Source organism: Sodalis-like endosymbiont of Proechinophthirus fluctus, assembly GCF_001602625.1.
GTDB lineage: Bacteria > Pseudomonadota > Gammaproteobacteria > Enterobacterales > Enterobacteriaceae.
Map to the genome: position 1 here is coordinate 26,361 of NZ_LECR01000046.1, position 11,831 is coordinate 38,191.

The 11,831-nt window shown below is 51.1% G+C and carries 7 protein-coding genes and 5 pseudogenes; 9 read left to right on the plus strand and 3 right to left on the minus strand.

What is annotated here, in order from left to right; genetic code table 11:
* From pgk to BG74_RS05335, 5 genes and pseudogenes are all read left to right on the plus strand, one after another.
* Positions 1–1,068, plus strand: a 1,068-nt coding sequence (gene pgk, locus BG74_RS05310; RefSeq protein WP_244267323.1) for a phosphoglycerate kinase, incomplete at its 5' end; no start/stop codon positions are given.
* A gap of 112 nt (positions 1,069–1,180) precedes the next feature.
* The gene (gene fbaA / locus BG74_RS05315) at positions 1,181–2,257 is read left to right on the plus strand and encodes a class II fructose-bisphosphate aldolase (protein WP_066597108.1); all 1,077 of its coding nucleotides are present in this window, start codon (positions 1,181–1,183) and stop codon (positions 2,255–2,257) included.
* A 367-nt stretch (positions 2,258–2,624) separates the two neighbouring features.
* Positions 2,625–3,466 (plus strand): annotated as a pseudogene (gene mscS / locus BG74_RS13275) (small-conductance mechanosensitive channel MscS); the annotation flags it as partial.
* Positions 3,467–4,155: 689 nt separating this feature from the next.
* Positions 4,156–4,584 (plus strand): hypothetical protein, encoded by a 429-nt coding sequence (locus tag BG74_RS13280; RefSeq protein WP_066597113.1) that lies wholly within the window; start codon positions 4,156–4,158, stop codon positions 4,582–4,584.
* 344 nt (positions 4,585–4,928) lie between these two features.
* Positions 4,929–5,597: pseudogene (locus tag BG74_RS05335) on the plus strand (SIMPL domain-containing protein).
* Positions 5,598–5,728: 131 nt separating this feature from the next.
* On the opposite strand, the pseudogene BG74_RS10865 reads toward BG74_RS05335, so the two are convergent.
* Positions 5,729–6,265, minus strand: a pseudogene (locus tag BG74_RS10865) (LysR family transcriptional regulator).
* 237 nt (positions 6,266–6,502) lie between these two features.
* Here BG74_RS10865 and rpiA point away from each other — a divergent pair.
* Positions 6,503–7,159, plus strand: a complete 657-nt coding sequence (gene rpiA, locus BG74_RS05340) for a ribose-5-phosphate isomerase RpiA (RefSeq protein WP_066597117.1) — start codon at positions 6,503–6,505, stop codon at positions 7,157–7,159.
* A gap of 177 nt (positions 7,160–7,336) precedes the next feature.
* A pseudogene (gene serA, locus BG74_RS05345) lies at positions 7,337–8,551 on the plus strand (phosphoglycerate dehydrogenase).
* Positions 8,552–8,608: 57 nt separating this feature from the next.
* Here serA and BG74_RS05350 read toward each other — a convergent pair.
* Positions 8,609–9,244 carry a 5-formyltetrahydrofolate cyclo-ligase gene (locus tag BG74_RS05350; RefSeq protein WP_066597118.1) on the minus strand — a complete coding sequence of 212 codons (636 nt, stop codon included), beginning with the start codon at positions 9,242–9,244 and terminating at the stop codon, positions 8,609–8,611.
* A 272-nt stretch (positions 9,245–9,516) separates the two neighbouring features.
* The gene (gene zapA / locus BG74_RS05355; protein WP_066597120.1) at positions 9,517–9,843 is read right to left on the minus strand and encodes a cell division protein ZapA; all 327 of its coding nucleotides are present in this window, start codon (positions 9,841–9,843) and stop codon (positions 9,517–9,519) included.
* 183 nt (positions 9,844–10,026) lie between these two features.
* Between zapA and BG74_RS10870 the strand changes: the two are divergent.
* Both BG74_RS10870 and pepP read left to right on the plus strand, forming a co-directional pair.
* A pseudogene (locus BG74_RS10870) lies at positions 10,027–10,625 on the plus strand (YecA/YgfB family protein).
* A gap of 141 nt (positions 10,626–10,766) precedes the next feature.
* Positions 10,767–11,831: Xaa-Pro aminopeptidase (gene pepP / locus BG74_RS05360; RefSeq protein WP_244267332.1), on the plus strand; the 1,065-nt coding region annotated here is incomplete at its 3' end.

Here is an 11,831-nt window from a genome sequence, read left to right on the forward strand (position 1 = left end):
TCCGATACGCGCATCCGTGCCTCTCTACCCACTATCAAAGCCGCAATAAAACAGGGCGCGCGCGTCATGGTAGCCTCCCATCTCGGCCGTCCGACTGAAGGAGAATACAACCCCGAGTTCTCTTTGCAGCCAGTGGTGAATTATCTGAAAGACAAATTATCCTCGCCGGTCCGTCTGGCTAAAGATTACCTCTATGGCGTGGATATCGCAGAAGGGGAACTGGTAGTGCTGGAAAACGTGCGCTTTAACAAGGGCGAGAAGAAAAATGACGAAACGCTGGCGAAAAAATACGCCGCTCTGTGCGACGTGTTCGTCATGGATGCTTTCGGTACCGCTCATCGCGCCCAGGCTTCCACATACGGCGTAGGCAAGTTTGCCCCCGTCGCGTGCGCTGGTCCTCTGCTGTCTAATGAACTTGAGGCGCTTGGCAGGGCGCTAGATAACCCGGCCCGGCCAATGGTAGCCATCGTTGGCGGCTCAAAAGTCTCCACCAAGCTGACCGTATTAGACTCGTTGTCGAAAATCGCCGATCAGCTCATCGTCGGTGGTGGTATTGCTAATACCTTCGTAGCGGCTCAGGGATATAATGTCGGCAAATCGCTTTACGAGGTCGATCTGATTTCGGAAGCCAAGCGTCTGTTGGAAAACAGTGATATTCCCGTGCCGACTGATGTCCGCGTCGCCATCGAGTTTTCCGAAACCGCGACCGCTACGCTGAAATCTACCAGCGATATTCAGGACAATGAACAGATCCTCGATCTAGGTGACGTTTCCGCTACCCGTCTGGCTGAAATTCTGAAAAACGCCAAAACCATTCTGTGGAATGGCCCGGTCGGCGTGTTTGAGTTTGCCAATTTCCGTAAAGGTACCGAAGTAGTAGCGCGCGCTATCGCCGACAGCGAGGCGTTCTCTATCGCCGGCGGCGGTGACACGCTGGCGGCCATTGATCTGTTTGGCATTGCCGATCAAATCTCCTATATTTCCACTGGAGGCGGCGCTTTCCTTGAATTCATCGAAGGCAAAAAACTTCCTGCCGTGGTCATTCTGGAAGAACGTGCGAAACGATAAGTATTAAGCCGACAGACACTTTCAGCGCTCGTTGTCACGCGGCTGGTTCGCGGCTTGGGCCACGGCGATGAATTACCTTTTATTAAAGGTCTACAAAACAGGACAAATTAATATGTCGAGGGTTCTCGATTTTGTGAAACCAGGTGTCATCACCGGTGATGATGTTCAGAAAATATTCGCCGTCGCGAAAGAAAATAACTTTGCTCTGCCCGCTGTCAACTGTGTAGGCACCGATTCTATTAATGCCGCATTAGAAGCAGCCGCAAAAGTGCATGCGCCGATTATCGTGCAGTTCTCCAACGGCGCTGCAGCTTTTATTGCTGGCAAAGGCTTGAAGGCCGAAGGCCAGACAGCTGCTGTACTGGGCGCAGTGTCCGGCGCGCTGCACGTGCATAATATAGCTGAGCATTATGGTATCCCCGTTATTCTGCATACCGACCATTGTTCCAAGAAGCTGCTGCCGTGGCTTGATGGGCTACTGGACTCTGGCGAGAGACATTATGCCGCCACTGGTAAGCCGCTCTTCTCATCCCACATGATCGACCTGTCTGAAGAATCGTTGGAAGAGAACATTGATATCAGCGTGAAATATCTGACGCGGATGGCGAGGCTAGACATGACCCTGGAAATCGAGTTGGGCTGCACCGGCGGCGAAGAAGATGGCGTCGATAATAGCCGTCTGGATAGCTCCGCGCTCTATACCCAGCCGGAAGACGTTGCCTATGCCTATGAAAAACTGCATGTTATTAGTCCGCGTTTCACCATTGTGGCTGCATTTGGTAATGTTCACGGCGTATACAAACCTGGCAACGTGCATCTAACGCCAAAAATTCTTGATAACTCCCAGAAATACGTTTCGGAAAGATTTGGTTTGCCGGCCAAGTCTTTGAACTTAGTATTCCACGGCGGCTCGGGCTCCACACAGAAAGAAATCAAGGAAGCCATCAGCTACGGAGTGGTTAAGATGAACATTGATACCGATACCCAGTGGGCCACCTGGGAAGGGATTCTAAAATATTATCAAAAAAACAAAGGTTATCTGCAGACCCAGCTGGGTAATCCCGAAGGTGCTGATAAACCCAACAAGAAGTTCTACGATCCACGCATATGGATCCGCGCCGGTCAGACATCCATGGCAACGCGCCTGGAGCTAGCCTTTAGAGAACTGAACGCCATCGACGTACTGTAATCGTCCGGCGGCGGAACCCTGCTCGCAGGGTAGCGTGCCGCCTTCCTGCTTCCCGCCATGTCGCTGATGCGCAGCGAATATCATATCAACCGCGCAATCCATCGGAAAGTCACCTCTTCTCTGGATAGCGTAGTTTTTTTCACGTAGAGGCTTGGTATTACCAGCTTAAGCGGGCTATGACAGCACTATTATGCTGCTTAAGACGATATAGTGAATGATTAACCTAATGAATAATCTGGCATTTTTATGCCAGATTAACTGATTCTGTTGGCGTGATGAGGCGTTGCGGTACAGGCTTAACAATGTCTTTGTCATTGGCTCCTCCCTGGCCGATAGAACTTCGTTCTACACCAAAACGGGAAACTACATGGAAGGTATAGATGTTGTAGATAAAATAAATCATGCAGGTAACTGGTTAGTCAATAATCAAGAATTGCTGATTTGTTACGTGGTTGAATATCGTTATCGCCATCATTATCCTATTTATCGGTCTGTTAGTTTCGCAGATTATATCCTGTACTTTGAATCGGATGAATGAAGGCGCGGCACATTGACGCTATGCTGGCCGAATTCGTCTCGGCGATTTTGCGCTGCGGCATTGTGATCTTCAACCTTATCACTGCCATGAACTGGATAGGCAGTGCAGACTTCCTCGGTAGTTTGCCGTCATCGGCGCCGCAGGTTTGGCCATCGGCCTTGCTCTGCAGGGCTCCTTGTCCAACTTTGCAGCAAGGGTGCTGAGGGGTGCTGTTGGTCATCTTCCGCCATTTCCACGCCGGCGACTATTTGGATTTTGCCGGCACCTCTCTCTGGTACGGTGTTGGTGGTGCAGATTTTCTCTACCACGCCGAAAACCTACGATGGCAAGATTTTAGTAGTGCCCAACAGCAAGATCCTATCCGGCAATATCATCAATTTCTCTCAAGAGACGAATCAGTTAATCGATACCCCATCATCAGCGTCGGCTATGATGCCGATATTGATATCGTGAAGAAGATAATCATCGATATCCTAGTCGCCGATAGCCGGGTGATCCAAGACATGGGGTTTACCGTGCGGTTAAACGCGCTGGGCCTCTGTCCTTACTGGATTTCATGGTGCGGGCTTGGATGCCGCGTAGAGATCAGCAAAACTCCACCTTCGGCCTGCTAAGCCAAGGTAACACTGGATTCGCACAATATTGGTATCCCGTATCCGCAGATAGAAATGTTACAACTTGAGCAGGATCAGCAAACCGCCAATACCGCGATCTCTTCGGACGCCTCCCATGCTGCCGAGGAGAGCCAGCAGGTGCAATCGCAGCCGGACGCCGATATCAGTGCCGGCTTGAACCGGGTTTTAAGATATGATGCGCGCGGTTACGGGCACAGAATAACGGGCCTAGGGCGGCGTGCCGTCGGGAAACCAGCTTCACGCCAGGCGACCGACAGCATTTCGTCCGGTCCTATGCCATTGTGTTGTGCGTGGCATTGTGCCAAATTCGCTTTGCCCTGACGCTGGCAGCGCACTTAATGCGCAGATACGTAGTGAAGGCACTTTTCCTTGGCTTCCCTTCCCACCAGAGGCTTTCTGCTACCCGAGGTGTCAAACTCCCATGACCTCCACCACCGGCAGCATGCACTTTGTCACGAGGTGTCAAATTCTCTTTGTCTCGAGGACTTTGGACTCGTTTTTAACACGTGCGCCGTGCCGGCGCGGTCGCTCATTATCCCCGCTTATCGGGGATAAGATCATTCTATTTCAATCGCCTCCGGACGGCCGTTAAACTGCCTACTACAATCGGTAATCGACAGGACGGCATATATGGCGTTTTTTCTTACAAGGGTTTTTTCTCAGTATTATCCTGATCGTGCCTATTGGGACGCAAAACGTGATGGTGATGAATCAGGGGATACGGGATGGGATACGCCGGCGGTATTTTTTTCTGGCAGCCACGATGTGCTTTATTAGCGATCTCTTACTTATCTGCGCGGGGTGCTTGGCGGCGTGGTACCCGTCACCCATTCACCGTGGCTATTGGTGGCTATCATATTAGCCGGCGTTTTGTTTCTCGGCGACTATGGCTTTTGTTCCTTGTACAACGGCCGCCACAGGGTGCTGTTGACCATATTCTGGCGGTCACCTGGCTCAATCCCCATGTATATCTGGATATGGTGGTGATCCTCGGCAGTGTCGCGCTGGTCAGTTGGTGGCCCCGGCAAATCGCGGCTATTTTTCCGGCGGCGCTATTCAGCGATTCCCTCTCTAGTCTGGTTTTACGACCTGGCGCTCATTGCCGTACGACTGGTGCCCTAGTTGATATAGCCGTGCGTGCAGTGCTCTATTGAGTGACTCGTGGGTATCGTGATGTGGTGCATGGCGTTACAACCGCTTCATAATGGCTAGCGTATTTTCAGAGCGTTGGCCTATTTTTAAGCAATTAATGCCCCACCCACCACCTACCACCTTACTCAGAACTTATCCTATATTTTCGGCCCCAGACGACTGGACGAAACGCTAGCAACCGGTATAAACGTAACGGTAAGAAATTGCAAATAACATTATCCTCAACGAAAAAAGGGATGATATACTCAGTTACGTATCTTAATTAGCGAATTATATTCCTCGTGAGGAGCCGTGAAGGTAGAAGCACAGGTATTAATCGCTATCATTACGGCTATGAGCCTCTATCATGCCGGCATTGGCGACCGAGTTGTCGCAGCGGCGGCATGTCGTCACCTCTGGGACCTCTTCCGTCGATGCGACGCCGGTATTCACTCTATCTATCGAGGTATCCATTTCCTTAAAAAACGCAGTAGATGTGAAAAAACAGGCGGATACTGGGTGTTGCGCAGTATCTTAACTTTTTGAAAAAAAGGCATCACCAGTTAAAGATATTAATGCCGCCAATTTGTGTACCCAGCCGGAATACGACTGTCTTAAAACCGGTAAATTGGTGCTGAAAGGCTATAAAGCGACGCGGAAAGTGCAGGTCACCATGCTGCATCAGTTGGATAAACTCAATGAGCTGCTCGGACGGTGCGCTAAAAGCCGGGTTGAATGAAATTTGCTCGGCGGATCTGTGCGTAGCGAATCTAGAATAATATCGTGCCCAAGTCCGACAGAAGGCGATAGAAGATACTACCTACCAGGCGCGTGCACTGATGGAAGGGTTCCACACCACGCTGGATCCGGTTTACCGCATTCGCTACCATGTTGCCAATTACCAGCCGATGCCGGCAGTGCACATGTTCAATGCCACTAGCTCTTCTGCTCAGAATTATGCCGATCAAACCTACGTTACGCCCAGTAGTAGATTCATTTCCATGAGGTGGATGTAGTGTTTGAAACAAAGCCTTAACCTTAACCTTAACCTTAACCTTAACCTTTTCGCCGCGCGGCAGGGCCCGTTATTAATCCTGGCGCAGCACCTAATGGTTGTGGTCTAGCAAAGTGTCGGTTAGTTTGCGCATCTTCCAGCGTAAATTAGTGTCAGTACAGCATGCGGCGCTGGGTACAACCCCTGGCGTCAGATCGATAAGTCCCCACTGATCAAGTTCGCGCTCGATTTGTAGATGGGGAATTATGCAGCAGGTAGTGCTTTAACGCGCCAGTTAGATAAAGGCCTCCGAAGAATTAACGATATGACACGGCACGCTGTCTCGGGTGAGAGATCGAAATTCTGATGCAGGAAAGTCTGGTGCATATCGTCTAGTATATTCAACCGAATGGAGGAGTCGCTCAGCACCGGCTTAAGAGGCGGCAGTAGCCAAGTCGCAAGACTGTCGGCGTTACTGCCATCGACAGCAGAAACGAGGTATCGCTGCCCAGCTACTCTTTTTCCAACAACTCCATCTGATGCAGCAACGACAATATTTTCTGTCCTTGCTAGGTAAAATTGGGCGGGATAGTCCGCTCCAGCAACGGCTGGCCAAACAGGTTTTCCAACTGTTTTATACGCTGCGACACGGCCGACTAGGTAATATATGGTTTCTGTGTAGCGCGTTCAAAACCACACTCTCGTATTATGGCGTCAAGCGCCTAGAGCGTCCCATAATCCAGGCATTTCATTCATCTTCTCTGTCAACATCATACCCCTGCACTGTGCCATAATTTTATATTATTGCGTGTGTAAAGTGTTTCGACCCTGGCCGTCTGGCCGTCTGGCCGTTTTTGGCCAAGGTTGTAGCAATATTTACGCTATTACCATCGAGTTTGGTTTATACTAGCCGCCAGACAGGGTTACAATACGGGCAGAAATAGATTATGACGCAGGATGAACTGAAAAAAACGGTTGGCTGGGCAGCGCTGAAATATGTCCGGCCAGGCATGATTGTAGGCGTGGGGACTGGCTCTACCGCAGCGCATTTTATTGATGCCCTGGGATCCGTCAGTCATCAAATCCAGGGGGCGGTTTCAAGCTCTGAGATGTCATCCGCCAAATTAATGAGCCTGGGTGTTCCGCTATTCGACCTTAACGATGTCGACTCCCTGGACGTCTATGTTGACGGTGCCGATGAGATTAACGTCAGCATGCAGATGATCAAAGGCGGCGGCGGCGCGCTGACCCGAGAAAAAATTATCGCTGCGGTCGCACACAAGTTCATTTGTATTGCCGATGCCAGTAAGCTGGTAGACGTGCTCGGCACGTTTCCTCTTCCGGTCGAGGTGATCCCCATGGCTAGCGCCTGGGTCGCCCGCGAACTGGTGCGCCTAGGTGGTCAGCCGGTTTATCGCCAGGGCGTAGTGACCGATAACGGCAATATCATTCTGGATGTGCATAATTTAGCGATCCTAGATGCGGTGGACCTTGAATGGCAAATCAATAATATTCCAGGAGTCGTCACCGTCGGCCTGTTTGCGCGCCGCAGTGCTGACGTGGCGCTTATTAGTAGCGAACAGGGCGTGAAAATCATTGGGTGAATCGAGGGTCGGCGCGCGGTCTATCTAGTCGCTAGACGATTTATCTATAAAAATCACTTATTTTAGTGTCTTATGCTGTATATCCTGTACCTATGCCGGTTGCTGCCGCACCAGTAAATTTTTTGTCAGAGTGCTGCGTATCACAGCCGCATCGTGGGCATCTTAAGAGATCGGGAAATGGCAAAAGTATCGTTGGATACGATAAGATTAAGTTTCTGTTGGTGGAAGGGATAGAGGGACAACACCCTTCTGCGCTGGAAAATTTGCAACGCGCCGGTTACACCAATATTGAGTATAATAAAGGTGCATTGGACACCGAAATACTGAAAAACACGATCTGAGACGCTCACTTTATAGGTATTCGTTCCCGAATACATCTAACGGAAGACATTTTCTCTGTGGCGGAGAGAACTGGTGGTAGGGTAGGGTGTTTTTGTATTGGCATTAATCAAGTGGATCTTACTGGCCATGATGAAGCGTGGCGTCTCGGTCTTCAATGTGCCTTTCTCTAACACGTGTTCTGTGGCCGAAATGGTATTGGGTGATATGTTGCTCGTGATGCGCGGCATCCCGAAGGCTAACCACCAGGGTACACAGCGATCAATGGAACAATCAGGCTCAGAGTAGATACGAAGCGCACGGTAAAAATGGGGATTGTCAGCTATGGCTATATTGGTACCCAACTAAATATTCTTGCATAAATCCTGGAAATGCAAGTCTTCTTCCACTATATCGAGAGCAAGCTAACGCTGGGTCATGCCCACCGCGTCGCTAATCCCTGGCTGAGCTGCCAGGGATGAGCGACGCGGTGGGTCGCATGTGCTGGATACGCTATTGACGCACAATATGATGGGGAAAACCAAGCGCGGTACGGTGGTGGATATTCCGGCGTTATGCGAGACGATAGCCAGAAAGCATCTGGCCGGTGCGGCGATCGACGTTTTACTGCAGGGGCAGGCGACCAATAGCTATCCGATCACGTCTCTGCTGTGTGAATTCAATAATGTGATCATGACGCCGCATATCGGCAGGTCAACTCAAGAATCCCAGGAGGATATCGGTATAGAAGTGGCTGGCAAGTTGGTGAAGTGTTCCGATAACAGTTTCGCTTTGTCGGCGGTCAGTTTCCACAAGGTTTCGCTTCCGGAGCACGGCCAGTATGCGTGAGAGTTTACTGCATATCCATGAAAATCATCCCAACCTGTTGATTCGAATCAACCAGATTTTCTCTGAGCAGGGAATTAACATCACCGCGCAATATCTGCAGACTGCAGACGACTCTGGAAATCGGTTATGTGGTCCATCGATGTGAAAACGACGGCGGAAGATACCACGCTGCAACTGATGAAAGCGATGCCGGGCACCATAACGCGCGCCCGCTTGCTCTACTGATGGCTTAAAAGGAATGCAAGGCGCGCGCCGGCGACTCGCCCCGCCGGCGCGCGTAAGCTAAGTCCGGCGCATGCTTCTGTGGCCTCTCTTCTCCCCAGCGTCATGCCAGCGCCAGTGGCGGGAAGGGGTGATAATTTCCAGAAGCCCAATATCCCACTCTTCCACCGGCAGCGGATCTGACATATGTTGACAATCGTGTGCTAGCCCGATAGGGTAAAAGCCTCCCTGTGGCCGCCAGTACTGCAGCGTGCGGTCATAGAAACCGCCACCCATACCGAGGCGCTGACCCTGCGTATCGAAAGCTACCAGCGGTGTAAACAGAACATCCAGTCCAGCCAGCGGCAATAGCGTAGTGACATCCAGTCGTGGCTGACGGATGCGCAACCGGTTCAACACCAGTGGCGTAGCAGCGGTATAGTGCATGAACAGCAAGTGACCAGGGGTGAAAGGATGTAGCACCGGCAAATAAACCTGCTTGCCGGCGGACCATAAGGCATCGATTAGCGGACGGGTATCCAGCTCGCCATCGAACGAAAGGAAAGCAGCCAGGGTGCGGGCGCTATGGATACGCGCATCTTTCATGATGCGGCTGACGACGCGTAGGGCAGCGTCCGTTTGTTCTTGGGGCGACAACGCGCGGCGCCGCAGACGGGCATGATTACGCAGCGACTGCTGCAACAGTGATTTCTCCATTGAGGAGGTCGTAAGAAAAGGTGCCCAATTAAGGGATCTCCAAGATGTCGTCGCAGGCCGTAACTCTTGAACCAAGGGTTCAAGGCGTCTCCGTCTCGGACGAGCTGAGCGTGAGCACCGATCAGGAACTACTACATTCTTGTAGTATGAAATATCGGCTCAGGGGACGACTAACCCGCTAGCGAACATACCTCAGAGAAATTCGGTTTTCAACTCGTGGTATTGATATCAGCCCTACATCGCATATGTCGTTATTGCATATGTCGTTATTGTTAGAACTTGTTTCCTGGTCGTTCCGTTATGTATCCCTGTCCGGCCAGCGCCTGCTCAATCGTTTGCTGCAGTAAACGAATGCGCCGTTCCATGTTGGCTGCATAATCCCGGGTTTTCAATCTTTCCTGTGCCAACTCGTGACAGACGTTCAGGGCAGCGATGAAAACAAGTTGTTCCGTATTGGTGACTCTAGTTCGAACTTTTAGATCTTGCAGCCGCTGATTAAGATCAGATGCTGCCTGGTCCAACGCTTCCTGTTGCTCCGCTGGGCAATTGACTCGTAATGTACGGCCAAAAATTTGAATATCTACCGGTTGTGCGGACATACTACCTTCCTGCCTTTGTTACCGCGCCAACCTCCGCCACTGCCGCGTATAATACTGGCAAGGCGAGAAAGGACACATCAATATAATCTATCTGAAACAGAAGTTACAAGCCCTTTCTAGCATAGCGACGGATCTTGATGGTAGCATAGCACGAACTTATCTCACCAACATTGATGAAAGCGTATGTCTAGACAAAATACATTTCCCAATTACGAGAATTTAAACTGACTTTTAGCAGCGCAGGCGGTGGTATTAACCGCCGCGGAGATGCATGGGTTGCTGATCGAGATAGTGTGTGGCAGTAACAATAACAACAGTTGGCAGGTGTCAGTACATGATTGATCAACGACGGGTTAGCGTTCAGTTAAACGCTCGCAGGGACGCTGCACGACCTGCACCAGGCTACCATCAGAAGTTGGCGGATGCATCATTCCAATTTCAGCTATTGTTGCCAGCGGGAGACGACGAGGGAATGCGCTATTCGCGCGAGCAGATGCCATGGCCGGCTGGGTAAACCATTTTCTGCTCAGTCTGGGGTGTTCAGCCGCAGTTGGACAGGGTACAGGGCGATGTGTGTGAGATGATAGACGATTTGCGCAACATCAGTTTGCGCAATATCGGTCAGTTGGGGTATGACGAGGATGAAGATCGCGAGGCGTTGTAACAATCTCTGGAGGAAGTGATTGAACATGTCCGTATGGCCGCTATCCTTATGCCATAAGGATTTTACCCGTCGGAATGACGACGCAGCGCCAAAGCTTCCCGGTTTAGTATTACATTAACATTAACATTAACATTAACATTAACATTAACANNNACATTAACATTAACATTAACATTAACATTAACATTAACACCGATCTTGCTTCGGCGTGTTGGTCACGGCAGAGGGGCCGAGCATGTTAACCAGGCTGGAGGGAGCGATGTCACCACAAGAATATACCCGCCGTCGTCAAGCATTTCTGGCGAAAATGGCGCCGGGAAGCGCCGCGCTTATCTTTGCCGCCCCCGAGGCGACGCGCAGTGCCGATAGCGAGTATCCCTATCGTCAAAACAGTAATTTCTGGTATTTCACCGGCTTTAACGAGCCACAGGCGCTGTTGATTTTGGTCAAGAGCGACCAAAGCCATCACCACAGCGTATTATTTAATCGGGTACGCGATAAAACTTCCGAAATATGGACAGGCCGCCGCCTAGGTCAAGAGGCGGCGCCGGAGCGCCTAGGGGTTTCCCGGGCACTCCCATGGGACGATATCGGCAGGCAATTGCATCTGCTGCTCAATGGCCTGGACGTGGTTTATCACGCGCAGGGTGAATACGACTTTGCTGACAAATTGCTATTCAGCGCGCTGGAAAAATTGCGTCGCGGCGTGCGTCAGCAATTGCAGGCACCGGCCACGCTGGTGGATTGGCGGCCATGGGTACACGAAATGCGGTTGATAAAATCTGAGGAAGAGATAGCAGTGATGCGCCGCGCCTGCGAAATCACCGCCTTAGCGCATACCCACACCATGCAACAATGTCGGCCTGGCATGTACGAGTATCAGCTGGAAGGCGAGATTCAACATGAATTCAACCGCCACGGTGCGCGCTTCCCGTCTTACAACACCATCATCGGCAGCGGTGAAAACGGCTGTATTTTGCACTACACAGAAAACGCATCCAAGATGAAAAGCGGCGATATGGTGTTGATCGATGCCGGCTGTGAATATCAGGGCTACGCCGGGGATATCACCCGCACCTTTCCGGTCAATGGACGCTTCTCGCCGGAACAGCGTGCAATTTATGACTTGGTCTTGGCGATACTTAACCGCGCCCTTGAGCTCTACGGCCCGGGGCGTAGTATTCAAGAGGTGAGTGAAGAGGCAGTGCGCATTATGGTTACCGGTTTGGTGCAGCTTGGCGTTATGGAAGGGGAGGTAGATACGCTCATCGCCGAACAGGCGCACCGGCAATTCTTTATGCATGGCCTGAGCCACTGGCTGGGG

Coding starts and splice junctions, on each gene's coding strand:
- BG74_RS13280 (WP_066597113.1), top strand. CDS start 4,156: ATGGGATACGCCGGCGGTATTTTTTTCTGGCAGCCACGATGTGCTTTA.
- fbaA (WP_066597108.1), top strand. CDS start 1,181: ATGTCGAGGGTTCTCGATTTTGTGAAACCAGGTGTCATCACCGGTGAT.
- rpiA (WP_066597117.1), top strand. CDS start 6,503: ATGACGCAGGATGAACTGAAAAAAACGGTTGGCTGGGCAGCGCTGAAA.
- BG74_RS05350 (WP_066597118.1), bottom strand. CDS start 9,244: ATGGAGAAATCACTGTTGCAGCAGTCGCTGCGTAATCATGCCCGTCTG.
- zapA (WP_066597120.1), bottom strand. CDS start 9,843: ATGTCCGCACAACCGGTAGATATTCAAATTTTTGGCCGTACATTACGA.